Origin of the sequence: Paroceanicella profunda, assembly GCF_005887635.2 — a bacterium.
Classification (GTDB): domain Bacteria; phylum Pseudomonadota; class Alphaproteobacteria; order Rhodobacterales; family Rhodobacteraceae; genus Paroceanicella; species Paroceanicella profunda.
Map to the genome: position 1 here is coordinate 3631134 of NZ_CP040818.1, position 23992 is coordinate 3655125.

25 protein-coding genes and 1 pseudogene are annotated in these 23992 nt (G+C 63.7%); 5 read left to right on the forward strand and 21 right to left on the reverse strand.

The genetic code is table 11. The annotated features are described in order from the left end of the window. Positions 1–124 precede the first annotated feature (124 nt). The 4 genes from FDP22_RS16190 to FDP22_RS16200 form a co-directional block, all read right to left on the reverse strand. Positions 125–634 (reverse strand): DUF2285 domain-containing protein, encoded by a 510-nt coding sequence (locus FDP22_RS16190; RefSeq protein WP_239031806.1) that lies wholly within the window; start codon positions 632–634, stop codon positions 125–127. Continuing rightward, positions 591–899 (reverse strand): transcriptional regulator domain-containing protein, encoded by a 309-nt coding sequence (locus tag FDP22_RS25370; protein WP_430225496.1) that lies wholly within the window; start codon positions 897–899, stop codon positions 591–593. The genes FDP22_RS16190 and FDP22_RS25370 overlap by 44 nt, the downstream gene beginning before the upstream one ends. A gap of 106 nt (positions 900–1005) precedes the next feature. After that, positions 1006–1275, reverse strand: coding sequence for a DNA -binding domain-containing protein (locus tag FDP22_RS16195; RefSeq protein ID WP_138575264.1), 270 nt, complete (start codon positions 1273–1275; stop codon positions 1006–1008). Positions 1276–1374: 99 nt separating this feature from the next. Beyond that, complete coding sequence (locus FDP22_RS16200; protein ID WP_138575266.1) at positions 1375–1623, reverse strand: helix-turn-helix domain-containing protein; 249 nt, start codon at positions 1621–1623, stop codon at positions 1375–1377. 159 nt (positions 1624–1782) lie between these two features. Here FDP22_RS16200 and FDP22_RS16205 point away from each other — a divergent pair, with 159 nt between their 5' ends. Next, entirely contained in the window at positions 1783–2001 is a 219-nt protein-coding gene (locus tag FDP22_RS16205; protein WP_085816326.1) for a helix-turn-helix domain-containing protein, read from the forward strand. Positions 2002–2201: 200 nt separating this feature from the next. Here FDP22_RS16205 and FDP22_RS16210 read toward each other — a convergent pair whose 3' ends face one another. Both FDP22_RS16210 and FDP22_RS16215 read right to left on the reverse strand, forming a co-directional pair. After that, the gene (locus FDP22_RS16210; protein ID WP_138575268.1) at positions 2202–3248 is read right to left on the reverse strand and encodes an IS110 family RNA-guided transposase; all 1047 of its coding nucleotides are present in this window, start codon (positions 3246–3248) and stop codon (positions 2202–2204) included. A gap of 152 nt (positions 3249–3400) precedes the next feature. Beyond that, positions 3401–4360 carry a LysR family transcriptional regulator gene (locus FDP22_RS16215; RefSeq protein ID WP_239031807.1) on the reverse strand — a complete coding sequence of 320 codons (960 nt, stop codon included), beginning with the start codon at positions 4358–4360 and terminating at the stop codon, positions 3401–3403. Positions 4361–4424: 64 nt separating this feature from the next. Here FDP22_RS16215 and FDP22_RS16220 point away from each other — a divergent pair, with 64 nt between their 5' ends. Then, positions 4425–5288, forward strand: a complete 864-nt coding sequence (locus FDP22_RS16220) for an NAD(P)H-binding protein (RefSeq protein WP_138575270.1) — start codon at positions 4425–4427, stop codon at positions 5286–5288. 243 nt (positions 5289–5531) lie between these two features. Here FDP22_RS16220 and FDP22_RS16225 read toward each other — a convergent pair whose 3' ends face one another. The 15 genes and pseudogenes from FDP22_RS16225 to FDP22_RS16295 form a co-directional block, all read right to left on the reverse strand. Beyond that, a complete protein-coding gene (locus tag FDP22_RS16225) occupies positions 5532–5855 on the reverse strand; it encodes a DUF736 domain-containing protein (RefSeq protein WP_138575272.1) in 324 nt (107 codons plus the stop codon). A gap of 549 nt (positions 5856–6404) precedes the next feature. Further along, complete coding sequence (locus FDP22_RS16230; RefSeq protein ID WP_138575274.1) at positions 6405–6851, reverse strand: hypothetical protein; 447 nt, start codon at positions 6849–6851, stop codon at positions 6405–6407. 133 nt (positions 6852–6984) lie between these two features. Further along, entirely contained in the window at positions 6985–7911 is a 927-nt protein-coding gene (locus tag FDP22_RS16235) for a DUF2493 domain-containing protein (RefSeq protein WP_138575276.1), read from the reverse strand. A gap of 344 nt (positions 7912–8255) precedes the next feature. Further along, positions 8256–9302 (reverse strand): DUF7146 domain-containing protein, encoded by a 1047-nt coding sequence (locus FDP22_RS16240; RefSeq protein WP_138575278.1) that lies wholly within the window; start codon positions 9300–9302, stop codon positions 8256–8258. After that, positions 9302–13601, reverse strand: a pseudogene (locus tag FDP22_RS16245) (strawberry notch-like NTP hydrolase domain-containing protein). Before FDP22_RS16245 ends, FDP22_RS16240 begins: the two are co-directional and overlap by 1 nt. 149 nt (positions 13602–13750) lie before the next feature. Beyond that, positions 13751–14395, reverse strand: a complete 645-nt coding sequence (locus FDP22_RS16250) for an antitoxin of toxin-antitoxin stability system (protein WP_138575280.1) — start codon at positions 14393–14395, stop codon at positions 13751–13753. Further along, entirely contained in the window at positions 14388–14804 is a 417-nt protein-coding gene (locus FDP22_RS16255) for a hypothetical protein (RefSeq protein ID WP_138575282.1), read from the reverse strand. Before FDP22_RS16255 ends, FDP22_RS16250 begins: the two co-directional genes overlap by 8 nt. Positions 14805–14869: 65 nt before the next feature. After that, complete coding sequence (locus tag FDP22_RS16260) at positions 14870–15418, reverse strand: hypothetical protein (protein ID WP_170317733.1); 549 nt, start codon at positions 15416–15418, stop codon at positions 14870–14872. 200 nt (positions 15419–15618) lie between these two features. Then, positions 15619–15783 carry a hypothetical protein gene (locus tag FDP22_RS16265; protein ID WP_170317734.1) on the reverse strand — a complete coding sequence of 55 codons (165 nt, stop codon included), beginning with the start codon at positions 15781–15783 and terminating at the stop codon, positions 15619–15621. Between the two features lie 415 nt (positions 15784–16198). Then, the gene (locus tag FDP22_RS16270) at positions 16199–16504 is read right to left on the reverse strand and encodes a hypothetical protein (RefSeq protein ID WP_138575288.1); all 306 of its coding nucleotides are present in this window, start codon (positions 16502–16504) and stop codon (positions 16199–16201) included. A 65-nt stretch (positions 16505–16569) separates the two neighbouring features. Further along, positions 16570–16791 carry a hypothetical protein gene (locus FDP22_RS16275; protein ID WP_138575290.1) on the reverse strand — a complete coding sequence of 74 codons (222 nt, stop codon included), beginning with the start codon at positions 16789–16791 and terminating at the stop codon, positions 16570–16572. Between the two features lie 59 nt (positions 16792–16850). Beyond that, complete coding sequence (locus FDP22_RS16280) at positions 16851–18980, reverse strand: ParB/RepB/Spo0J family partition protein (RefSeq protein ID WP_138575292.1); 2130 nt, start codon at positions 18978–18980, stop codon at positions 16851–16853. Between the two features lie 117 nt (positions 18981–19097). Further along, complete coding sequence (gene radC / locus FDP22_RS16285) at positions 19098–19586, reverse strand: RadC family protein (protein ID WP_138575294.1); 489 nt, start codon at positions 19584–19586, stop codon at positions 19098–19100. A gap of 110 nt (positions 19587–19696) precedes the next feature. After that, a complete protein-coding gene (locus tag FDP22_RS16290) occupies positions 19697–20092 on the reverse strand; it encodes a DUF2958 domain-containing protein (protein WP_138575296.1) in 396 nt (131 codons plus the stop codon). Continuing rightward, a complete protein-coding gene (locus FDP22_RS16295; RefSeq protein WP_138575298.1) occupies positions 20089–21051 on the reverse strand; it encodes an ArdC family protein in 963 nt (320 codons plus the stop codon). Before FDP22_RS16295 ends, FDP22_RS16290 begins: the two co-directional genes overlap by 4 nt. Positions 21052–21327: 276 nt before the next feature. On the opposite strand from FDP22_RS16295, the gene FDP22_RS16300 reads away from it, so the two are divergent. The 3 genes from FDP22_RS16300 (at position 21328) to FDP22_RS16310 (ending at position 23952) form a co-directional block, all read left to right on the forward strand. Next, complete coding sequence (locus FDP22_RS16300; RefSeq protein ID WP_138575300.1) at positions 21328–22722, forward strand: hypothetical protein; 1395 nt, start codon at positions 21328–21330, stop codon at positions 22720–22722. A gap of 237 nt (positions 22723–22959) precedes the next feature. Further along, complete coding sequence (locus FDP22_RS16305) at positions 22960–23223, forward strand: pyocin activator PrtN family protein (protein WP_020043354.1); 264 nt, start codon at positions 22960–22962, stop codon at positions 23221–23223. A 135-nt stretch (positions 23224–23358) separates the two neighbouring features. Beyond that, on the forward strand, positions 23359–23952 hold the full coding sequence (locus FDP22_RS16310) for a DUF6088 family protein (protein WP_138575302.1): 594 nt from the start codon (positions 23359–23361) through the stop codon (positions 23950–23952). Positions 23953–23992: the final 40 nt, after the last annotated feature.

Genomic DNA, 23992 nt, shown 5'->3' on the forward strand with positions numbered 1-23992 from the left:
GCTGTGTGTGACCACTGCCGCGAAACAGCGGCTGATGACGGTCACGATGGCGAAGCGCGTCCGGTCAGATGCAGTGGGAAGATAGCAGGGATAAATCCGCACACCGCGGCGCGGGATCGCCAACCTAGAGGCGGCGCTGGTGACGCAGGAGCTTGCGATAGCCGCCGGCGATCAGGTCACGCCCCTCGCGAAGGAGGCTGGAGACGGCAAAACGAGCCGAGGAGACCTGCCATTCATCGCGGTCCAGGCGACCGGTCCGGAACAGGACCTCGGCGATCTGCTTCTGGGTCGCGCCATGGAAGGCGGCATCCGATGCTTGAAGGACACGCCGGAGGCGCGCTTTCTGCTGCGCGGTCAGACGGGTGTCGCTGGGGATCGATCGACGGCGGTGCTGGTCCGCCAGGAGCCGCTGGATTGCTTCGGTGCGGTCGAGACCCTCAGGGCCGAGAGGAACGGTGGCCACAAGCCTGTGGCGGGGCCCCGAAGGTGCGACAAGATGCAGGTACGTCCCGTCCGGCAGCCAGTGGCGCAGGTGCTCTCCCATGGAAGACGGTCTGCCCGTCGAGGCGACGATGTCCTCGCCAAGACGATCAGCCTCCCCGCCAAGTGCCTCGGGAGCGGCAACGAGCACCACGGCACTCGTGTCGACCGCCGGACACCAGAACACCTCCGCAACGGAAGCGGGCAGCCCGGGTCGGATCGGGAAAGCACAACCCCCATCGACGGCCGACCTGATCCATCAGATCAACCCTCTCCGGGGGTTCTCCTGCGAGCTTCGCGTAATCATGCTGATATTCGGGATTGCGGCGCAGACATTCCCAGCCGAGGTCCGGCGCAGCCAGATCATCAAGATAGTCGTAGGCGGCCTGGTCACGCCAATTCGAGCGATCAGGTTGCATGGCATCGCCTCTCCCCTGGGTTGATCACAAGAAAGGATTCCAAGAGATCAATCACTTGGGAAGCCCGCCCCAAGGCATCAGGTGATGCGCGCGGCGCATCACCTCCTCAGCCGGTGCGTCCCGCCGCCAACTGCCGATACCCTTCCGAGCTCAGCCAACGCGCGCGTTCAAGATGGGCGTCGTGGACCAGGCGCGCCCGCTCCGGCTCTTTCTGCGTATCGAGGCCCAGGATGATCTGCGCCGCCTCCCGCCAGCTCGCGCCCTCGCCTGCAGCATCGAGCAAACGCATATACTGCGCCATGTGGCGACGGTCATACTCCGTCACCACGTCCCCCTGCGGCGGCACATCCTGCAAGCTGCTGATCGTCACACGCATCCCCACTGCGGCTTCTGTACAATCCTAGCACAGAAGGTTGACGTTTTCGTGAGCACGGCAATAGCGCAATTCCGTTCACGGCGAAACCTGCCGGAATAGTCAGCCCTTAGCGATGGCCTTCGCCTGCACATGCATCACTCCAATCCCCTGGTCGGAGTTCAGGAGCAGAATGCCATTCGCTTCGAACGCCCGTCGAACCTGATCGCGCGTGGTCTCGTAGACCTCGAGCCCGCTTTCGGACTCGAGGCGCTTGAGCGCGGTCAAAGATACCCGGGCCTCATCCGCAAGCTGCTCCTGTGTCCAGCCAAGAAGCGCCCGCGCGGCCCGTGATTGTCGGGCGGTGATCATGCAGATCACCTCCCATCCGGCCCGGCGCAAACGCCAGAACTACGACTTCTCTTCTCTATTCGGACCAACCGGATAGCGGGGAATCGCTCACTCCCCAGCGACTCATTTACATACTATAGTTGATAAACTTAAAGTATGTAAATCGCGATCTTCCTGCGCATGGATATGCGCAAATTGGTCGGCCGGAACTTCGCCCGCCTGCGTCGGGAGAAGGGCCTGACGCAGGAGGAGGTCGAAGCGCGTTCCGGCTTCAGCCAACAGTATCTCAGCAGCCTCGAACGCGGCCGGAGGAACCCAACCGTGATCACGTTGTTTGAACTCGCCCAGGCTCTCGGCGTCAGCCATGTGGATCTGGTCGAGCCCGACGACGAGGTTTGAGCGGCACGCCCGCGAGGATCATGCTTCTCTTCGTGGTCGGTACAAGACCGCCACAGGATGGGATCAGAGGAGCCGGCGGGACAATCTATTTTGCGACGTCACCTCGGCATCGGCCTTGGCGGTCAAGTCGTATTTGCGCGCTCGCCGTTCCCCGTCCCCTCGCGGGGATGTGCCTCGACCGGACTGTGCCCGGTCGAACCTTAAACAGATGACGCAGCGGTTTCCGGCCGCTTGCCCCAGTCGAATTCCGATCCGTCGATCCACATGCGATGAAGGATCACAGCGATCTTGCGCGCCAGCGCGATGATCGCTTTCTTGTTGCCTCGGCGTCGCGAAATCTGTGCACCCCAAGCCTTGAGCGCTGACCAACGTTTCACCCGTGTCAACAGCACCTGCGCCGCTTCGTAAAGGAGGCTTCGCATCATCTCATCGCCCCATCTCGAGATGCGTCCGTTGCGGTCGACTTCACCGGATTGCTGCTTGCGAGGTGTCAGTCCGAAGTGGGCGCCGACTGTGCGCGAGCGCGTAAAACGCGACGGAACATCGACCGTTGCCCGAAAGGTCAGTGCGACAAGTGGGCCGACGCCGGGAACCGTCATGAAGCGTCGCGTCACCTCGTCATGCTTCGCCAATCGAACGAGCATATCGTCCAACCGGCCGAATTGCTCTCGCAAGGAGCGTCTTGCCAACAGGAGAGCGTCGGCCACGGCGTGCAGGGCGGTATCGGCGATCAGTTCCCGCACCCGTGGTTCGAAGTCACGCGCCGTCACCTTTCCGAGGTGATAGCCGAAGTTGCGGATGAGGCCGCGGATTTCGTTCTCGACATCCTGAAGCTTGTTCCGCAGAAGTTGCCGTGCGGTCAGGATCGTGCGCAGGCGTTGGCTGTTCGGCGTCTTGACGTGGACCGGTTTGAACAATCCGACGCGCATCATCTGGGCGATCCCGCGCGCGTCGTGCCGGTCGGTCTTGTTGAGCTGAGCGGCGAGCGCCGCTTTCATGTGCCGGGTCTCGACGCAGACGACCGGGATACCGGCTTCAGCCAACCGCCCATAGATGTGTTGCGATAGCATTCCGGCCTCGAGGCCGACACGAACAATCGGAAACCGAAGTGACAGGATATGCTGTGCAATCTCCTCCGGATCGGAGGAGAGCTTGCGTTCGTGTACCACCTGGCCATCGTGATCGACGATGCAGAGATTGACGGTGCGGGCCGAGACATCCAGCCCTATATAGTGCCTTTGGGACATGCCGATTCCCCTTTCGAATTAAGGACCGGCACTTCTCCTAACCAATTTTCAAACGGTTTTGTAAACTACGACTATTTCAGTCGTTCTTTGCTGAGAGGCAGCAGCGCGGCGGACAAATCATTTCTTCCCGGTAGTAATTAGAGCTTAGCTGTTCAGACCCTGTCGCTGCCGCAGCGGCAAATTTCAATGAAGGCGCGGAGCGGCGCGGTTGTAAAACGGCTTGGATAGTAGAGACGCGGGCCGTTCCGAGAAGGCCAAATATTCGGCAGAACGGGAACGAGCGTTCCGGCGGCGAAGTCTTCCTCCAGCCAATTACGGAAAGTCCCAATGATGCCGATCCCGGTCCTGGCGTAGCGAAGTCCCGTGTCGAGAGCGTTCACGCTCAGGATCAGGCGTGTCGCAGGCTGGACGGTGATCGTTCGAAAATCATCGACGAGGCTCCACGGCAGCAGAGGACCATCCGGCAGGCGATAGCGGATCGCATCGTGCCGGGTCAGCTCTTCGGGGCTCCGGGGTGTACCTCGTGCCTCCAGGTAAGCCGGTGACGCTGCAAGGGCACTCTGCTGGGTCCGGGGGCCGATCGGGATAGACACCATGTCCTTTTCGAGGGCGTCGTCATAGCGGATGCCCGCATCGCAGCCCGCCTTGACGATATCGACGAGACCGTTCTCGACCACGATTTCGACCTCGACGTCGGGATGACGGGCGTGGAATTTCGACAGGAGCGGCGGAAGGATGTCCGGCATCACTGCCCCGGGTACGTTAAGCGTCAGCCGGCCCCGCACGCGGCCCGCCGTGTCGGCGGCCTCGGCGCAGGCTTCCTCGAGCCCGGCGAACAAAGGGGCGATCCGCTCCGCCAGTGCCTGACCTGCGTCTGTCGTGGCCACGCTGCGGGTCGTGCGACGCAGGAGTGGCACGCCGAGGCTAGCCTCCATCCGCGAGATCGTCGTGCTGACCTTCGAAGGAGCGATCCCGAGGCGTCTGGACGCTGCCCTGAACCCGCCTTCGCGAACCACCACGAGAAAAACGGCCAGATCATCATTCGAGACATTGTTCTGCATAGAGAACAAGGTATTCGAAAATACGCGAATTGTCTCAGGGAAAGAGAACAATTAATCTCTCTCCATCAGCCCGCGATCACTTACCGCGCAGCGGACCCACCGAGGAGATTGAGACATGCTTATTGTGACAGGCGCGACCGGCCAACTCGGCCGCAGGATCGTCGAACGCCTTCTGCAACATGTGCCTGCCGAACGCATCGGCGTCAGCGTTCGCGACCCGGATCGCGCGGGCGACCTCATGCGGGCCGGCGTGCGGGTGCGCCGGGGCGATTACGACGATCCCGACAGCCTGCGTCATGCGTGGGACGGGGCCGAGCGGATTTTATTGGTCTCGTCGAATGCGGCGGCAAAGGGGGGAGATCCGTTGAAGCAGCATAGGGCCGCGATCGGAGTGGCGCGCGAACTGGGTGTCGGCCGCGTGCTTTATACCAGCCAGGTCTCCTGCGCGCTCGACTCGCACTTCCCGCCAGGGCGGGATCACGCTGCGACCGAGAAGATGTTGGCGGACTCGGGCCTGCCCTGGACGTCCTTACGCCACGGCTTCTACGCGGCGAGCGCCGTTGCCATGAACGCGAACGGCCTCGAGGCTGGGACGCTGACCGGCCCCGAGGACGGAAAGGTAGCCTGGACGACCCACGACGATCTTGCCGCCGCCGATGCCATCCTGCTGGCGCGCGGCGAGACGTTCGACGGTCCGACACCGCCGCTGACTGGCAGCGAGGCCCTCGACCTCGCCGACCTCGCGCGGCTGGCAACGGACGTCCTGGGACGGCCCATCGCGCGAGAAATCGTCGAGGAAGATGCCATGGAACGCCATGCTCGGGAGAATGGCATACCTGAGGGTGCTATCGCCGTCATGCTGGGATACTTCCGTGCAGCCCGAGCGGGCGAGTTTGATCGGGTCGATCCGACGCTCGCTCAGTTGCTGGGACGTGCGCCGACGCGGATGCGAGAGTTTCTGGCGACGGTGCAGGGATAACCACTGCGCTAGCGTTAGCGGGCCAAGACCATCGCGTTTTCGCGTGGCGAGTAAGGGCTCGAAGCCGTCGCGCGGGAACGACCGAATACTCCATCTATTATAGTCGCACCATGGAAAGTCACCAGCAAAATTCTGACGTGTTTACATCGCGCTTCCACTTTGGCGCCGCAAATTTCGGGAACTGATTCGGTTGCCCGGTTTGGCGGTCGGCCCCGGCCTTTCGGCCGGGGCCTCGCGACGGCGTTATTCTCCGCGGCGACCGTTGGGGCGGGACCAGATCAGCGCGTAGCTCTCGCCGTCTTCGTCGTCGAAGAGGTTGGCGTAGATCGGGGCGGTGAAGCTCGGATCGTCGAGCTTGAGGCCCAGATAGTCGCGGCCCTCGCCCGAGCGCTTGGACCAGGCGGCGCCGATCTCGGCGCGGCCCACCAGGACCCGGTGGCTGGGGGCGTTCTCGCCGGCGGCGCGGGTGTCGGGGACGATGCGCACGCCCTTGGCCTGGACGCTGAGAGTGACGATTTCGCCGGTGAATTCGTTGCCGGTCTTCTTGAAGGTGCCGATGGTTGCCATTTTAAGTCTCCGTTTTCCGTTTCCGGGTCCGCACCATTGCGGCCCGATGGCGATCGACAGGCCGGAGACGACCGGCGGCGCACCCCCGGCGTGCCGGGGGCTAGACAGCAAAGGCAGAACTTTCTTGTTCCGCGCGGAATGGGCGCAGCCCAGGGGAAGAAAGTTATGGCGGCGCTGTTGCGCCAAGCCGGTCGAGGCACAGCCGGTCTTCGGCCAGATCAGGCCATTGAAAGGGCCGTATGGAGCGGACATGGGACGCGCAAGGAACGGAGACGATGGCAACCGCGGATGCTCATCAGCCTGACCGGCCTTTCCACCGGCGGGTTTGCTCACCCGCGACAGGCCATGCGCATCACTCTCCAAGCGCCCCGCCCGGCGCCCCCCCCCGCGATCACAGGTGCGATTTGCCGCTCGAACGGTCCGCCATTACCACCGCGCAGCCACGGGCCGTGACGCGGGCCTCTTGCCGATCCGCACCCCGCCCCATACCGGCAATCTGACGATTGGGATGGCAGTCCAGCACTGATCTGGCCCCGCCTCATCGGACCGTCAAAAATGCCATGCGCCTATGGGAGACCTATCCGAAGGCTCGGCTGCCGAACCGGCAATGCGGAGAAAGGCGGAAATGCCGACGGCGGCAGCGCCGATGGCCGAGAAGATCATCTGCCATGTCTCCGAGGGCATCATGGCCCTGGTGATCCCAAGGGTGGCGTGGAAGCCAGCGAGCATCGCCGGTACCACGAAGATCAGCGCGATGACAAACCGCGCCCAGAGCGGGCGCACGAGCATGATCAGCGCCTGACCGACGGCAAGCGTCAGGCCGGCGGCGAAGCCACCGACAAAGATGGCACCGAACCAGCCTGCGCCGGTGCCATACGCCCAGATGCCGGTGTGAAACCCGACGAGGAACGGCAGGGCGAAGACGGCGAGGTTGAACATCAACCAGCACAGGCCCGCAATGGCCGCGAAAGATGCAAGGATTCCGAGAACGATCATGGTGGAGTCTCCCGTTTGACGTGGAACGGTCGCGCCTTCCACCACCACCATGGCGCAAGGCGAACATAACATGAAACTGCCCGCCATGGCGAGAGTTCTGCCGGGCATGGTGTCGACGGATTGCTGGCAGCGCTCATGCGCTGCCCTCCGCCAGGCGGTAGACCGGGATGCCCATCTTGCGGGCCTTGTCGGCGAGGTTTTCCTGAATGCCGGTGCCGGGGAAGATGATGGCCCCGATCGGCATGGTATCGAGCATCCGGTCGTTGCGCTTGAAGGGCGCGGCCTTGGCGTGTTTCGTCCAGTTGGGCTTAAAGGCGACCTGCGGCACCTTGCGGTTGTTGGCCCAAGTGGCCGCGATGCGTTCGGCGCCTTTCGGGCTGCCGCCGTGCAGAAGCACCATGTCGGGGTGCTTGGCATGGACCTGATCGAGCCTGGCCCAGATCGTGCGGTGATCGGTGGTGTCGCCGCCCGAGAAGGCGATCTTCGGCCCGGCGGGTAGCAGTACCTCGTTGTCGGCCCTCTGCTTGGCGGCGAGAAAATCTCGGCTGTCGATCATGGCCGAGGTCATCTGGCGATGGTTGACCCGTGATCCGGAGCGCGGCGACCAGGGCGTGCCTGTGGTGCGCAGGAAGAGGTCGGCGGCGGTCTCGCGGAAGGTCTCCATGCTGTCGCGACGCTCGATCAGGTTTTCTCCGATGCCGATCAGGGTCTCCAACTGGACGGATTTCACCTCGCTTCCGTCCTGTTCGCGCTGAAGGCGCTTCTGAGCCTGCTCGTTATCGTCGAGTTTGCGTTCGATCCGCTCGACGGCGCGGTGGAAGGTGTTGACCGTGGACCACATGATCTCGTCTAGGTCGAAATCGAGGCTGGTGTCGGCCATGGTGGAGATCAGGGCATCGAAGATGTCGGCAACCGCGCCCTGGATGGCGTTGTCCTCGGGCGTGATCCGGGGGTCGGCCTCGCCCTCGGCGGGACGGTAGCCATAGAGTTCGAGCTCTTCGATGACATGGCCGGTGGGAGACGTGCTGTGATCGGGTTCGAATTCGTCATGGGCATACATGGGATGTGTCCTTCGGCTGGACCGCGACCGTCGCGGCCTTCATGGCGACGACAAGCCCACGGGCGCTCCGGCCTGGCAGCCCGAGCGCTTTGCGAGGGCCTTGATGGCAAAGCCCGGCTGATTTGCTTCGCGCTGTAAAGGCGGGGGAGACGGGGTCCCCACGCGACCTGTCGCGTGGGGTGGCGGGCCGCCGACGGAAATCAGTCGGGCGCCGCCATTGCCGGGCCGGAGCGTTTGTGGGCCGCTCGCCCTCTCAAGAAGGCCAAGGCGCGGCCTCCTTGCCGAGGTGCCGCACCCCCTTGCCCATGGCGGGATCGGTTATCTCCGATCACGGCCCTCTCTGGCTATGACGCAAGCGCCATGAAGCGGCTGACGTCCTCGGGGGCGATCTGCACCCGGATCTGCGCCCGAAGCGCCTCCAGGCCGAAGCTGACGAGATCATCGTTGAAATCTCCCAGCATGGGCGAAAGCGTGATTGCCTCGATCCCGGCCCCGATGGCCCGGTCCACCAGGCTGTCCCGCGCGGCGTCACCTGCCGGATCGTTGTCGCGGACGATATAGAGCCTGCGCAGATGCGGCGGGAACAGGATAGCAGCGAGATGTCCGGCCGAGAGTGCGGAGACCATCGGCATGATCGGCAATGCCTGGCGCAGCGAGAGAATGGTTTCTATCCCCTCGCCTGCCGCCATGACATCCTGTGCCTCGCCAAGCCGGACGGCGTTTCCGAGCAGCTCTCCCATCGCCTTTCTCGGCGGATCGACCGGCGCTTTCCCGGAGCCGTCACGTTGGAGCCAGGTGCGATGTGCGCCGGTGATCCTGCCATCGAGGTCGGTCACCGCGGCGATCATGGCCGGCCATGCCTCTGTCGGCCCATCGCCTTCGGGTCGCCAGTAGCAGCTCGGATGGAAACGCAGATTCGCGGTTCTGCGTAAGTTCGTAATGCCGCGTCCGCGTAAATACGTCTCTGCGAGGCTGCCGATCAATGGCCGGGTCACGTGCCAGAGGCGGCGTGCCGCTTCGGACGATCCGGATGGTACCGGCGGTGTTCGGAACTGGCGGGACTGTGGCTCCGGTTCGGGATGCGGCAGGCTGAGGAAGCGGCGGGCTTCCTCGGCAACGTCGGTAAAATCGACGAGGCCGAGGCTTTCGCCGATCACGTCGAGCAGATCGCCATGCTCGCCGGTCGATGTGTCGGTCCATTTGCCGGCAGCCCCTTTACCGGATTCCGGACCGGTCAGACGGACGAACATTGAACGACCGGGCGTGTTTCGCACATCCCCAACCTGCCAGTAATTGCCCTGTTTGCGCCCATTCGAGAGATAGCGGCGGCACACCGCCTCGGCCTGGCGACCAAGAAGCTGCGCCAGCTCGGAAGCGTTGAGACGTGCCATCACGCAGCCCCCCGCTCGGAGATGCGCTCAACCGGGAAGCGGTCGAGCAGTTTGCCGATGATCTCCGGCCCCGATGCGCCCACCGGCACGAAGAATCGTAGCTTCCAGGAGATGATCTCGCTGAAGAGCCCATAGGCCCGAAGGCGCTCGCGCCTCGTGTCGGTGAAGCCGGTCAGTTCGATCCGGTTGGCACCCATGACGCGGACGCGGCGCAGTTGCAGCCCCTCGGCGAGATCGAGGATCGTGCGGCCTTCGTTCAGCGCGGCATAGGCCGCATCCGGGGTCAGGCAGCTGGCGACGCCACTGGTCGAAGCATTGGTAGCCCATGCCTGCGAGACCCGGCGACCGATGATGCGTTCGCCCTCGTCGGTCTGGAGCCGATAGACGCGCGAGGAGTCCTGCGGCAAGCGTTTCCAGATCGGCAGCAGGAGCCCGGTCACCATATGCAGGATGCTGTCGGTGAACTCCGGCACCTCTGCCAGTTCCGCGTTCCAGACCGTGGCGAAGTCGGCACGTTCGGCCTCGATCCAATGGGTCTCGCCTATCACACGCACCGGAATGTTCATCGCCTCCATGGGTCGGATCAGCCGCACGCGCCGTTCGATCTCGCCATCATCCAGCATGACGCTGGTGGTCGGGATCTGTACGGCAGCGCGACCGGATCGCTCGTTGATGAGCAATCTTGCGCGGGGATCATCCAGTTCCGCCAGGGCTGCATCCAGCGTGACCGGCTGATTGCGTTTGCGCTCGGTGAGAGTCAGGAGCCGCGTTTCTGCGCCGGTGCCCGAATGGGTATGGATCACCTGCCGGACGGTGACGATGAAACTCTCTGCGCGCAGCGTCTCCAGCCCCATGTCATAGGTGCCGGATGCAATCGCCCCGTCGATCCGGGCCTGCAGAAGCTGCTCGAAGGCCGAGAACAGGATTCCCTGCAACTCGATGGTCAGAGCCAACAGGCGATTGAGGAAGGTGGCGATCGGCGGCAGGTCGTCCTTGATGCCGTTCGCGTCCATCAGCTTCAGGCCGGTGGCGGATTCAAACCTTTCCAGCGAGCATCCCTCAACCTTGCTACGCACTACAGCCAAATAGAGCTGGCGCAAAGCATCGCGGGCATAGGCAGATTCCAGATTGTCCTCGGGCCGGAACAGGCCTTGGCCACCGGTCTGGCGCTGGCCGCGGGTGATCGCACCCAGCGTGTCAAGGCGGCGGGCGATGGTCGAAAGGAAGCGCTTCTCGGCTTTGACATCCGTGGCGATGGGTCGGAACTGCGGCGGCTGCGCCTGATTGGTACGATTGGTACGCCCCAGCCCCTGAATGGCGGCATCGGCCTTCCAGCCCGGTTCCAGCAGGTAATGCACCCGCAGCCGCTGGTTCCGCGCTGAGAGGTCCGCGTGATAGCTGCGCCCGGTGCCACCGGCATCAGAGAAGACCAGGATGCGCTTCTGGTCATCCATAAAGGCCGAAGTCTCGGCAAGATTGGCAGAAGGCGCTCGGTTCTCGACCGCAAGACGTGCCGATGCCCCGTCACCCTTGCGCACGATCCGGCGAGAGCGGCCCGTGACTTCCGCCACCATATCCGTGCCAAAGCGCTGGACGATCTGGTCGAGTGCTCCCGGCACGGGCGGAAGCGACCCGAGCTGCTCCAGCATCTCATTGCGCCGGGCGACGGCTTCTCGGCTTTCGACCGGCTGACCGTCCCGGAAAACGGGCCGCGAGGACAAATTGCCTTCGCTGTCGGTGAAGGGTTCGTAGAGCTGCACCGGGAAGGAATGCTGCAAGTACGAGCCGACATATTCCCGCGGTGTTACATCGACGGAAATATCATTCCATTCCTCGGTCGGAATCTCGGCTAGTCGCCGTTCCATCAGCGCCTCGCCGGTGGAGACGATCTGGATCACGGCGGCATGGCCCGCCGCCAGATCGGCATCGATCGAACGGATCAGCGTCGGGGTTTTCATCGAAGTGAGCAGATGGCCGAAGAAACGCTGCTTGGTGCTTTCGAAGGCCGACCGCGCGGCGGATTTAGCTTGGCGGTTCAACGTGCCTTCACTGCCGGTGATATTGGCCGCCTCCATCGCCGCGTCCAGGTTCCCATGAATGACAGCGAAGGCGGCAGCATATGAATCGTAGATGTGCCGCTGTTCGTCCGTGAGCTGATGCTCGATCAGTTCATATTCGACGCCATCATAGGAGAGTGAGCGGGCGGTATAGAGGCCGAGAGATCGCAGATCGCGGGCCAGCACTTCCATGGCCGCCACGCCGCCGGCCTCGATCGCCTCGACAAACCCGGCGCGGGTCTGAAACGGGAAATCCTCGCCACCCCAGAGGCCGAGCCGTTGTGCATAGGCGAGATTGTGAACCGTGGTGGCCCCGGTTGCCGAGACATAGACCACGCGCGCATCCGGCAGGGCATGCTGGAGCCGCAGGCCTGCGCGTCCCTGCTGCGAGGCGGCGATATCACCGCGGTCTCCCTTGCCGCCACCGGCATTCTGCATAGCATGGCTTTCGTCGAAGATGATGACCCCATCGAAGTCCCAGCCCAACCATTCGACGATCTGCTTCACGCGCGAAACCTTCTCGCCCCGCTCATCGGAGCGCAGCGTGGCATAGGTGGTGAACAGGATGCCTTCCGACAGCGTGATCGTTGCGCCTTGAGGGAAGCGCAAGAGTGGCGTTACCAGCAGTCGCTCCATGCCGAGCGCCGACCAGTCGCGTTGCGCGTCCTCGATCAGCTTGTCGGATTTGGAGATCCAGACCGCCTTGCGGCGGCCGCGCAGCCAGTTGTCGAGGATGATGCCGGCCGACTGGCGCCCCTTGCCAGCACCGGTACGGTCACCGAGCATGAAGCCCCGGCGGAAACGGACCGCGCCGGCAGCATCCTCGGCGGCGGCGCTCATGTTGTCGAGATGCTCATCCACCATCCAGGCGCCAGCCAGATGATCGGCATGGGCTTCGCCGGCATAGATCACCGTCTCAAGCTGGGCGTCCGACAGCCGCGCGCAGATGTCCGCGGGCAGCATGGGCCGGTAGGACGGTTTTGGCGGTGCAACCGAGGCCATGGCAGCGGATTGCACCAGCCTGGTCGGGTGCGGCTCGGCGCCGGGGATGCGCAGCGATTGCAGTACATATTCCTCATAGATCGCATCGGACAGGCGAGCGCCTTCCGGTGGCGTCCAGTCCACGGTCTCGTAGGTTAGCTCGACGCCCTCCGGATCGGACGCCGGTGCTGCGACAGGTCGGGACGCTGTGGCGCGAGCGAGATACCCGCGCACGGTCTTCGGGGCAGCCGCCGGCATGGGAGAAGCGACCTTCGGCAGCGAGACCGGCAAGCGCGGCGGAAGCTGGCTTTCGATCCAGTCGAGCAGCGTGACAACGTCGGGTGCGGTTCCTGCCGAGACCGGGAAGACTGACGGATCGTCGGCGGGCAGCTTGTCGATCACCGTCAGCCGCGTGTCGATGCTGGTGCCATGCCTGGCGAAGACCGCTCCGTCGATGGCCGCGGTGAAGACCACGCGGCCGCGGTCCTGCAGGCGTATGAAGGCGTCGCGCCAGGCTGGTGATTCCGGTCCTAAGTTCGTCCCGGTGATCGTGACCAGCCGTCCGCCGGGAGCGAGCCGGGCCAGCGCCGAGGCGACATGACGATACGCAGCATCCGCCATCCGTCCCTGGACATTGGCCATGACCGAGAAAGGTGGGTTCATCAGAACCACGGACGGCATGGCGTCCGTGGTCAGATAGTCGTCGATCTGGGTGGCGTCGAACCGGGTGACGGGAAAGGCCGGAAAGAGGGGCGAGAGAAGATCGGCGCGGGTCTCGGCAAGCTCGTTGAGGATCAGCGAGCCGCCGGCAGCCTGTGCCAGGATCGCCATCAGGCCGGTGCCGGCCGAAGGCTCCAGCACCAAATCGGCCGGCGTGATCGCGGCCGCGGTCAGGGCGGCAAGGCCGAGAGGCAGAGGTGTGCTGAACTGCTGGAAGCTCTGGCTTTCCTCTGAGCGGCGGGTCTGCGTCGGTAGTAACCCCGCGATCTTCGCCAGAGGACCGAGCCGGGACGCCGGGGAGGCGGCTTTGCGGAACAGCGCCTTTCCGTATTTGCGCAGGAACAGAACCGTGGCGACCTCGCAGGCCTCATAGGCGAGCTTCCAGTCCCAGGCGCCGGTGGCGTCGGACGCGCCGAAGGTCCGCGGTATCGACACGTTGACCGCGTTCGAGATGAGGAAGGATGAGATGGGCGGCGACCAGGATCGCGGGTGCGGCGCCGAGCGGCGTGACCGGATCGGTCACGGGAGACGAGATGTTCATGTCGGGGATCCTCGGAGAGCAGGAGGGACAAGCCCGGACAGCGCTCTCTCTCGACCACCCGGACTCAACCCGTCCCGGCCCCTCTCTGACTCTGGAAACGACGACATGAACAAAGCGCCCCGACCGGATGGTGGGGGCGCTTGTCAGGATCAGCCGAACCTGCGTCCGGCTTCGGTGAAGGTGTAACCGTTGGCGATGATGGCCTCATCGACGACCTCATCCGAGGACAGATAGTCGTATTCGCGCTCGAGCTGGCGGTAGAGCCAGCGGGCCAGATCGCGCAACGCCTCGATAACCACCTCCTCGGCGTCGGCGGTCAAGTCCTGCCAACTCGGACTGTCACGCTGGACCGAAATCGCCATGCAATACTCATGGTAATAATGGCCGTGATGACGGACATCGGCGCGAAGCTGATAGAAATTACGCCGCTGGACCGTCTGCAGGGCGTCGGCGATGCGGTGCAGCTCGGTGCCCTGCGGCGCGTATTCTCTGATCCGGCGCGGCGCGCCCTTGCGATAGGCATAGAAGGTTTCGAAGCATGCGCCATCCCCCTGGCTCCAGAAGCCCCGGAACCAGATGGAGGGTTCCTGCTGTGTGCCGCCGCCCATCAACCCGACGGTTCGGGTCTTGAGGTTCAGCCCGAGGATTTCGGTGACGCGCTGGAAATCCTCATAGACGGCATCGTACCAGTCATCGTCGAAGCCACCTTCGCGATACCAGGCACGGGCTTTGTCCCTGGCTGCATCGGAAAGCTCGTCGAGGCGATAGACAGTGATCTCGATGTCCTCACTCATAGGGATTGCCCCCCTCCAGAACAGTGGAAAGCCAGCCATCGGTATTGATCCAATCCACCGTCTCGCCGGTAGCAAGATCAAGGACATGCGCACCGCCGCCGAACCCGTCGATTCTCGGCCGAGAACAACTGTTTGCGTATTGAAGGCCCCATAGACCCGTCAGACCGAATTCGGTGGCGCAGCGTTTGACGAACTGGATGACATGCCCGGGATCGCCGGTGAGGTCATCACGCATCCAGAGCTGAGTGCCACCATGTTCTGGCTGGACGGAGAGCAGGAAGCCGTCCGATGGCGGATCTTCGGCGGCATTGTCATCCGCCAGTGCGTTGTAGAGATCGAGTGCGCGGGCAGCGTTTTCGGGGGTGCCCACGTCAAGCAGGCAAGAAAAGTGCGTGAAATAGTCGGCCATGATGGTCTCCGGGCATGACATGGCCCGGCGTGACACCGGGCCGAATGGGATGGAAAGGGTGAAGCTCAGGCGGCCTGTGGCAGGCGGAGCAGATCGGCCGCGGTCTCGCGCCAGAAGGGATCGACCAACCGTGCCTCCAGCGCAGCGGCGCGGTAACGCAGCCGTATCGCATCCCCGGGCTCCGAGGCTCGGAATGCCATACCGCGCAGTCGGCTGGCCTCGGTTACAATCCTGCGTGCCTCGGCATCGGAGGCGACCGGCTGCTGCCAGAGGATAATGCCGGCGCGGATTTCGCCGGCGAGGACCACGCGCTGATCGCGGTCCTGAATGAGCATGATGCGCGGTTGGAAATACGGGAAGCTGTCCGGCCCCGTGCAAATATCATCGCGCGACACGCGCAAGGCTGCGGCCTCGATGGCCTCCTCAGCTGACGGGCATTCCCCAAGCGGGATCACGCGATCAAAGCTATTCGCCGCGTCACTGGCGTCATAGCTGGCGACGCCGAGGCAAGAGATGCGCAGCGGCAGCTTTTGCGACCGATACAGCGCGGGTAGAACATCGGCCGTCAGAATCTGGCCGATGGAACGGAAGGTTTCGGAACGGGCAAAGGTCATCGGGATCACTCCATGACGGGCGCGGGTGAGCCTCTCTCTCCGGCCCTCAACCTGTCACGGCCGAAAGGCCCGCACTCTTCCTCTCTGACCGGGCTTGTTCCCGGTTCCGCTGCCGACGATGGCGGACCATCGTGAGGCACTGAAGGCCCGAAGCGCGAGTCTCCGCGCTCGGGCCGTTTGGGGTGGGGCGCTTTCGCGCCTTACTCCCATGGATCCAGTTCCAGCTTCACCATGGCCTCATCGCCGTCGAACTCGTCGGCGGGCATGGCGCCGTGGGTTCCGTCCCCGGCCTGGAACACGACGATCACGAACATCAGAGTGGTGGCGAGGCTGGCGGCGAAGGCGGTGGCATCTGCATAGGACATCGGGATTGGCTCCTGTCTCTGGAGGCGGGGGACCATCCCCCGCGCGACAGGCGCCCGACGTGTCTGACCGGATCTGCACTCACCCTCGGGCGTTCGGACGAGCTCCGAATCCCCGAGGGCGGCACGCGCGCGTAAGCCGACCCCTCCGGGGTTGAATGTCAAAGAGACGGATCAGACCAAGGTTAGCGAATGGAAGTGTGGGTGGTGTCTTGCATCCGACAGGCGCCGGATACCCGTTGCAGATGTTTCGCCCGGCTGGCCCTTGCCGCCACGTTGGCAGCAGGAATGTGTTCGAGGACGGGGGCAGACACCGATGCCGAACATGATGAGCGGTACTGTCGTGAAGCTGGAACCGGAGCCATACAGGCCGATGACGGGAAGACGGTGGCGGCTATCGTCAGACGTGAACGGGCCTTCAGTCCCAGAGCCCATCGGCGATCTCGCGGGCGATCATCGCACGCGCGGTCATCATCACGTCGTCACCGCTGGTGTCGATATGACCGCAGAACCGGGCATGATCGCCGTTCGCGGTCCAATCGGCGTAGCGGCAATATGCGCAGGCTTCGAGACGAAAGGCGCGCATGTCGTCCGCCCAATGAGGTTTCGGCTCCACCACCACGGTGATGCCATCGCGGGTTTCCTCCCAGGGCAGCGTCCGTTCGGATGGCGGACTGGCGAGGTTCTCACGGAATATCTGGTCGATATCGATCGTTGCGGGCATCAGGGTTCTCCAATGAAAAAGCCCGGTCACGAGGACCGGGCAAGTTGTGGAAACGGAAAGCGGGATCAGTAGCCGAAGCGCCAGGACGGACATGCCTGTCCGTCATTGGCGTCGGTGACGGCCTGAGCAAGCAGGTCGCCGTCACCTTCGATCAGCGTGGGATCGCGGATCGGGGTTTCGTCGATGACGACGACATCGGCGACGATGCCGTCCTCGACCTCGACATGTACAGGGACGAGATAGGAATAGACGATGCGCCGGTTCGGCGTTTCGGGCCTCAGGGTCATGTTGGGCTCCTGAAATTGAGGAAAAAGTGCGGGGCGCCCATAGCCGCCCCGCGTGAGGATCATTCCGCGGCGACCATGCTCTGCGGGTCTTCGTCCCCGGCGGCTTCGTCCTCTTCGCCGTCTCCGGCGAGGAACTCGGGCAGATCGTTGGCCTCGGCGTCGATCCCGGCATCCGCATCGACCTCGGCATCGGGATCCACCATGCGCAGCGGCTCCGGAAGCCAGTCGGTTTCGGCCAGAAGGCGCTCGGCCTCCTTCGCCATGTCGCTCTTCTTCAGATGGTCGATGAGCTGGGCGGCCCGCTCGCCTGCGCCCTCGCGCACTGCCTCGATGATCCGCGGCTTGGTCACGCGCCCGAGATAGTTGCCGACGGTCGGCCGCCACCCCACGGCCACCATGTCTAAGCCTGTCGCCTGCGCCAGCCGGTCGGCCTGGGACAGGCGCACGTCGAGCCCATGCTGGCTGACGCCCATACCGCCATAGGGGTTGGGCTTCTCGTGCAAGGCATTGACGCCGAAGCTGACGCAATGGGCGAGCAACTCCATCCGGGTGTCGTCGTCCTGATCGGCCAGCCAGTCCCAGAGCGCCGCATCGTCAGCCGGGATGTGATCCCCCCAGCGTTCATGCCGATCCTGGATGGACTTCGCCGAAGCGCTTTCACCCAGGTCGTCGGCTTGCGCCGGGAAATGAACTTCCCGGACATGGGCCTCGAGGCACCCCCTGGTGGAATGCGGCAGGAAGCAATCGGTGACCAGCCGATGCAGCAGCGCCGTCATAGCCACATGCGGGTTGGTCGCCACGGCATCGCGGAGCGCCAGCGTGCGATGCGCGGTGAGCTCGCTGACCAGGCGGTCCGGCAGAGGCCGGATGGTTTCGACGTCCTCGTCCTCTTCGGATTCGGCCGCCGTGCCGCCCACGGTGATGACAGCGCGCTGGACGCCGCCGGGCTCGCCGCCTTCGGGAGATGCACCATCGGCGTCATCGCCCTCGGGACCTTCCGCCGCCTCGTCTTCGGGACGGACATAGCCGCGCTCGACGGCGAGCTGGCCGTCATGGCGGATGCTGACGAAGACACCGGCGCGGGCCATCTGATCGGCGTCGTAGCGCATCGGTCGGGTCTCGAAGGCTTCCAGCGCCTCTTCGATCTCGCCGAGCCGCGCATCCACCTCGTCGGGCAGTTCGTCGGCCTCGGCATATTGCGCCTCCAACGCGTCGAACTCGTCGCGGAGCTTTTCGCGCTCGGCACGCTCCTGGTCGGTCAGGTCGATGGTGGTGCCGGCCAGACGGCGCATGCCACTGGTATGGCCATAGGGAAAATCGGCCGCGACCTCGATCCACTTCCAGCCCTCGGCGGCGATGGTTTCGGCCTCGGCCTTCAGCTTCTCGCCCGCCAGCTGGTCGAGCAGCACCGGGTCCTGGAGCCAGCCGCCATCGTCCTGCTGGAAGAGATCGCGTAGCACATAGCCGCCCGCCGCCTCGTAAGCCTCGATGCCGACGAAGAGTGACCGCTTGTCGGAGGCGCGCACCGTGGTCTCGGTCAGCATGCGCCGGATCGTGTAAGGCTCCTTCTGCCAGCCATCCTTGATCGCCTCCCAGACCTGTTCCTGCCGGGCCTGGTCGTCGGAGATTGTAAAGGCCATGAGCTGTTCCAGCGTCATGCCGTCCTCGGCATAGGTCTCGAGCAGCGCCGGCGAGACCGAGACCAGGCGCAGACGCTGCTTCACCACTTTGGCGTCGACAAAAAAGGCGGCGGCGATTTCCTCCTCGCTCATGCCCTTCTCACGAAGGACCTGGAAGGCGCGAAACTGATCGAGCGGATGCAGCGGGGCGCGCTCGATGTTCTCGGCCAGCGACACCTCGTCGATCAGGATGTCGTCTCCGGCCTCCGAGACGATACAGGGCACCGGCGTGGTCTTGTTGAGGCGCTTCTGCTTGACCAGCAGTTCCAGCGCCCGGTAACGGCGCCCGCCAGCCGGCACCTCGAAGAGGCCGGTCTCCTTGCCTTCCGAGTCGAGTTCGGGGCGGACATGCAGGGACTGGATCAGCCCTCGGCGGGCAATGGACTCGGCCAGTTCCTCGACCGAGATGCCGGCCTTCACGCGACGGACGTTGGACTGGCTGAGCACCAGCTTGTTGAAGGGGATGTCGCGCGAGGACGACAGGGTGATCTTCTGAGTGGCAGTGGCCATGTCAGGGTCTCCATGACGGACGCCGGAGAGCCTCTCTCTCCGGCAACCAGCCCGTCACGAAACTCCCCTCACTCCTTTCCCTCTCATGGCCGGCGCTCGGCGCAACGCGCGTTCCCATCAAAGCTCGCCGCGGGCGCGCAGACTGGTCTCCCGGCCAGCCCCGGTGATGATGTGATCGTGCAGCACTACCCCCAGAGACGCACAGGCGTTCCCGATTTCTTTCGTCATTGCGAGGTCGGCGGCCGAGGGCTCGGGATCACCGGCCGGATGATTGTGGACGATGATCAGCGCCGAGGCATTGAGCGCCAGGCAGCGCCGCAGCACCTCCCGAGGATAGACCGGGACGTGATCGATGGTGCCGATGGCGAGGCACTCGTCTGAGATCAGCCGGTTCCTCCGGTCGAGATAGAGGGCATGGAAGCGCTCCACATCGCCCCTGATGGTGAGGGCACAATAATCGAGCACCGATTGCCAGGACGACAGGACAGGGTTTTGATTGAGGTGGCGCAGCAGGATCTGCCGGGCCTCGTAGACCACGGCTTGCTCTTGGGCGGAGAACCGCAGCGGCTGCGGTTCGATGGCGGGTGTTCTCGTGTTTCGTGTCATGGTGCTGTTCTCCGACGGGCAGCCGGCCGGGCGCCGAACTTTCACCGCGTCACGAGGAGAAGCGCCGCCCTCTTCCTTCGAAGAGCGCGGCGTGGAAGCTGCAGAACCCCTCAGGAACGGGGGGACTCCGTGTCGAGGCGTGTCCCGCCTGGCAGGCGGCCCGAGCGATAAAGCAGGCGCTCGGCATCGCGAATGCTGCCGGTCTCGCGGGCGGTCTCGGCCCAGACCGAGATCGGGAAGTCCCCCGTGAATAGCAGATCCCGCTCGATGCCCATGCCGAAGGGCAGCCGAATGGAACGCAGTTCGTTGAGGCTCCATGAGCCAAGTTCGGGGTAGCCGATGTCGGCCAGGCCAAACATGATGTCGCCGTCCTCATCGAGCTCGGTCGCGAGCCAGACACCGGCGCCAAAGGGATTGAAGAACTTCACGACCGGGATGTGATCCTGATCGCGATCGCGGCCATTCGCCAGCAAACGGTTACGCTGTGTGCCGGTCAGGAGGATCATGCCGCAGCCCTCCCTGCCGTCGAAGTTTGCCGATCAACATCGGTGCTGTCGTCGGGCAGATGAGCCAGCAGCCAATCGGCCGCCTTGCTGGCCTGCGAGGCTGCACGCACGATGGCGCGAGAATCTTCGCGCATCACCTCCAGCCAGGAGCCGATATAATCGGCGTGGCGCACGGTCGGCACGATCCCGAGCGAGGCGCAACAAAACGCGCTCGAAATCTCGGCGATCAGTTCCTCGAAGGCGTATTTTTTTGTGCCGAAACCGCCCGAGAAATCCCGCCCCAACCGTGAGGCATGTCCTGTCGCGTGCCCCATCTCGTGCAGGGCGGTCCGGTGCCAGTTGATCGGCTCGAAATAGGCCTGCGGAGGTGGCACCTGAACATAATCGGGCGCGGGGACATAGAAGGCGCGGTTGCCGCCGATCCGGAAGTCGATACCAGTCGCGGCGATCAGTTCCTCGACCCGCGGCTCGATCAGCCCGGGCGGCGGTGGCGGTGCCTCGACGGCGATGTCGTCGGGTAAACCCTCGCATTGCGCCGCGTTGAACACGGTAAAGCGCTTCAGGAACGGGATGCTGTTGGCGTCTTCCTCGGCCTCCCGGGCGCGGCGCTTCTCGTCTTCAGGCGTGAAACGGTCGGCATAGACGACGGTCGTGCCCCGCTCGCCCTTGCGGACATTGCCTCCGAGTGACAGTGCCTGTCGAAACGTCAGCCAGTGCTGGGTTGGATAGCCCTGCTGGATCACGGCGCCCCAGAGGATCAGGACATTGATCCCGGAATATTGCCGACCCGTGCTGGCGTTGCGCGGCATGGCGAGCGGCGCCTGCACCGCCGCCGTCCCCCAGGGCTGGACCCAGGGCAGCCGGCCGTCCTCCAGCTCGGCGATGATCTTGTCGGTGATGTCGTCATAAAAGTTGGTGCGCGGGCCGCTTTTGCAGGCCGCGTGATGCTCACTGGTCATCGGGATGATCTCCGCGACGGGCGCCGGAGGCCTCTCCTCCAGCCCTCAACCCGTCACGGAAGAACCCGCCCGCACTTTCACTCTCAGGGGGCGTTGCGGGGTCTCCCCGCTGATGGGGGTGCGTCGGCAACGCCAGTGCCGACCAGGGGGAAGGCTTTCCCCTCCCGGCTGTTCACCGAGGACATTAAAGACTAGGACTGGATGTCTCTAGACGTCGTGGAAGCAGACTTGAAACGCTCAATCGGCGCCCCCCAATTGAGTTGACGGAACGAAGTTTTGAGAGCGCTACCGCAATGGGAATTCAGCATCTATGCGCTGTCCCTTCCCAAGGGGCATGGGTTCGGAAACCGGCCCCCTGTCGGCGCATGGCTCAGCGAAGACGGTCTCTCATGTGGCATTCTCAGGCACGATCTGAACGATCGCTCCTATGGGGTGCTGGTCATGCGGCGGCGAACCGACCAAGTCTGGACGGTGACGGCCGAGCGGGAAGGCTATGCCGCTGAAAAAGAAGCCCTCGCCCAGTTGCCACCTCTCCTGAAAGACGGCGAGCCTCCGGAACCTGTTCCACCCGGCGTCATGCAGCGGCCCGCGCTCTATGATCTGGAAGGGAGGACGGCGAGCGAAGTGTTCGCGACGTTGACGCTGCCGTCCCATCGCCCCGCGGCATGGACGCTCAACCAGCTCTATCTCGCGCTTCCAAAGCCAGATCGAAACTGGGCAGGAGATTGCCAGACGCACAACTTTCACACGCGGTTGTGGGAGGCGCAGCTGCTGGCGACGTTTCGCGAGCAGGGATTGCTCGTGACCCAACCATATGAGTCCCCGGATTTCCGCATCGAGAACAGGCTTGGCGGTTCGGCATGGGTGGAAGCCGTAACGGCCAATCCCGCAGATCCTTGCAACCATGTGAACGCGCCGCCGAGCGCCTTGCCAGCCGACCGGGAAGAGGCATTTTTCGGCACCGGAGCTTTGCGCTTTGCCAAAACGATCGGCAACAAGCTTGCTCGCAACTATGATCAGTTGCCGCATGTACAGGGACAGCCCCTCGCCCTGGCGATTGCGGACTTTCAGGCACCGGCATCGATGATCTGGAGCCGGGAAGGACTGATCGGATATCTCTATGGCGAGGGCGCAGAAGAGGTTGAAATCGACGGGCGCATGCATGCGCGCCCGACGAAGGCATCCCACCTCAAGGGAAAGGCCAGATTTCCCGCCGGCCTGTTTGCCGATGCGGGCCATGCCGAGCTCTCCGCAGTTATCTTTTCGAACGCGTGTTCGATGGCCAAGCTCAACCGCGTTGCGGTATCGGGTCAGGGCGCACCGAGTGGATTGCGATACACTCGGATTGGCAACTTCTTCGACAGGACGCCGGGCGCTCTCAAGGGCATCCCTTTCTGCCTGGATGTGACCAGCGATGAATATCGCAACCTTTGGCCGATCGGGAGTGAGCCGTGGTCGGCTGAAATCGAGGTCTTTCACAATCCGTTCGCGCACCATCCCTTGCCATTTGAACTTCTGCCGGAGGCAACACACTGGTTCGACCAGGACGGTGAGACGGTGTGTCGGAGTTTCTACGAAACCTCGATCCTTTGGTCCCAGACACTGATCCAAAACGACACGGATCCACCGCCGACCCTGGAGCAACTGATGTCGAAGGGTCAAAAGGCGTGAAAGGCATCATGCCGAATGCACCGAAGGTACTCGCATTCGATCACCCGAGGATGCTTGCGACCCGAGGTACGCCTTATGCACGACCACCCAGGCACGGGTTCCCTACCCCTTTACACGCTTCAGATAATCTCCCCGATCCAACGCACCCGTCCTATACGCGCGCCATGCTATCCGCGTCCCCACCAACCCGCTGCGCGCCCTTCTCCCAGCTATGCCATCGTGTTTCACTCCGGGATCATGAACACGGCGTTTCTCTTGATAGCAATGTATTCCGGGCGACCGATCATTCCCGCTGAGGATGTCGCTAGGGATTTTTTCGGTCTGAGTACCGACAAGTTCATCCGCAAAGTCTCGGCTGGTTCCATCGCCCTCCCTCTCGTCCGCATGGAAGCGTCGCAGAAATGCGCCAAAGGCGTCCATATCGACGATCTGGCCGAGTACCTGGACAAGAGACGTGCTGCAGCCGTCAAGGAATGCCTGCAACTGCAGGGCCTTCGGTAACCATGTTCCCCTATGAAAATCGCCGAAGGCCAGCCTGCTACCCATGGCACGAAGCAACCACCCTCCTCACCTCGCCCGAAAGCACGGATTGAGTTCTGTCAGAAATTGGCGTATATTTCTGACAGGAGAACGATCATGCAGCACCTTGCAGAACAGATAATGACCCATGCAGAGGGACTTCCGGAAGGAGCGCCACTTGCCGCAAAGGGGCTGCTGCACCTCGGCAGCCGTGCCGGTGTGGATCAGGCCTTGTCGCGCCTTGCCGAGCGCGGCCAGTTGATCCGTGCCGGGCGCGGCGTTTACCTGCGACCGATCAAAAGCCGGTTTGGAACGCGCGCTCCGTCCGTGGAACAGGCCGTCGCGGCCCTCGCGGCGCAACGTGGCGAAGTCATCGTTCCAACCGGCGCCGCCGAAGCGAATGCGCTCGGGCTGACCACGCAAGTGCCTGTTCGCTCTGTGTACCTGACCTCGGGTCGCAGCCGCACGCTCTCCTTGGGCAAACAACTCGTGGAGCTGTGCCACGCCCCCCGATGGCAACTCGCCCTTGGGAAAAGGCCGGCAGGCAGTGCTGTTCGCGCCCTGGCCTGGCTCGGGCCGGAACAGGCAGAGACAGCTCTTAGATCGCTGAAGCAGAAACTGCCCGCAGCGGCGTTTGACGAATTGGTAACCGCAGCACCGCAGTTCCCGACCTGGCTTGCACGCAGTGTCGGGAAGGCGGCGCATGCCTGAGCCCTCTTGCAGGACCTAGCAGACTATCTCGACAAGCGGC

Coding starts and splice junctions, on each gene's coding strand:
- FDP22_RS16305 (WP_020043354.1), top strand. CDS start 22,960: ATGAACACGGCGTTTCTCTTGATAGCAATGTATTCCGGGCGACCGATC.
- FDP22_RS16265 (WP_170317734.1), bottom strand. CDS start 15,783: ATGTCCTATGCAGATGCCACCGCCTTCGCCGCCAGCCTCGCCACCACT.
- FDP22_RS16270 (WP_138575288.1), bottom strand. CDS start 16,504: ATGCCCGCAACGATCGATATCGACCAGATATTCCGTGAGAACCTCGCC.
- FDP22_RS16235 (WP_138575276.1), bottom strand. CDS start 7,911: ATGTATGCCCATGACGAATTCGAACCCGATCACAGCACGTCTCCCACC.
- radC (WP_138575294.1), bottom strand. CDS start 19,586: ATGACACGAAACACGAGAACACCCGCCATCGAACCGCAGCCGCTGCGG.
- FDP22_RS16280 (WP_138575292.1), bottom strand. CDS start 18,980: ATGGCCACTGCCACTCAGAAGATCACCCTGTCGTCCTCGCGCGACATC.
- FDP22_RS25370 (WP_430225496.1), bottom strand. CDS start 899: ATGCAACCTGATCGCTCGAATTGGCGTGACCAGGCCGCCTACGACTAT.
- FDP22_RS16275 (WP_138575290.1), bottom strand. CDS start 16,791: ATGACCCTGAGGCCCGAAACGCCGAACCGGCGCATCGTCTATTCCTAT.
- FDP22_RS16220 (WP_138575270.1), top strand. CDS start 4,425: ATGCTTATTGTGACAGGCGCGACCGGCCAACTCGGCCGCAGGATCGTC.
- FDP22_RS16225 (WP_138575272.1), bottom strand. CDS start 5,855: ATGGCAACCATCGGCACCTTCAAGAAGACCGGCAACGAATTCACCGGC.
- FDP22_RS16230 (WP_138575274.1), bottom strand. CDS start 6,851: ATGATCGTTCTCGGAATCCTTGCATCTTTCGCGGCCATTGCGGGCCTG.
- FDP22_RS16210 (WP_138575268.1), bottom strand. CDS start 3,248: ATGTCCCAAAGGCACTATATAGGGCTGGATGTCTCGGCCCGCACCGTC.
- FDP22_RS16200 (WP_138575266.1), bottom strand. CDS start 1,623: ATGATCACCGCCCGACAATCACGGGCCGCGCGGGCGCTTCTTGGCTGG.
- FDP22_RS16310 (WP_138575302.1), top strand. CDS start 23,359: ATGCAGCACCTTGCAGAACAGATAATGACCCATGCAGAGGGACTTCCG.
- FDP22_RS16195 (WP_138575264.1), bottom strand. CDS start 1,275: ATGCGTGTGACGATCAGCAGCTTGCAGGATGTGCCGCCGCAGGGGGAC.
- FDP22_RS16250 (WP_138575280.1), bottom strand. CDS start 14,395: ATGAGTGAGGACATCGAGATCACTGTCTATCGCCTCGACGAGCTTTCC.
- FDP22_RS16255 (WP_138575282.1), bottom strand. CDS start 14,804: ATGGCCGACTATTTCACGCACTTTTCTTGCCTGCTTGACGTGGGCACC.
- FDP22_RS16295 (WP_138575298.1), bottom strand. CDS start 21,051: ATGACCAGTGAGCATCACGCGGCCTGCAAAAGCGGCCCGCGCACCAAC.
- FDP22_RS16240 (WP_138575278.1), bottom strand. CDS start 9,302: ATGGCACGTCTCAACGCTTCCGAGCTGGCGCAGCTTCTTGGTCGCCAG.
- FDP22_RS16290 (WP_138575296.1), bottom strand. CDS start 20,092: ATGATCCTCCTGACCGGCACACAGCGTAACCGTTTGCTGGCGAATGGC.
- FDP22_RS16205 (WP_085816326.1), top strand. CDS start 1,783: ATGGATATGCGCAAATTGGTCGGCCGGAACTTCGCCCGCCTGCGTCGG.
- FDP22_RS16260 (WP_170317733.1), bottom strand. CDS start 15,418: ATGACCTTTGCCCGTTCCGAAACCTTCCGTTCCATCGGCCAGATTCTG.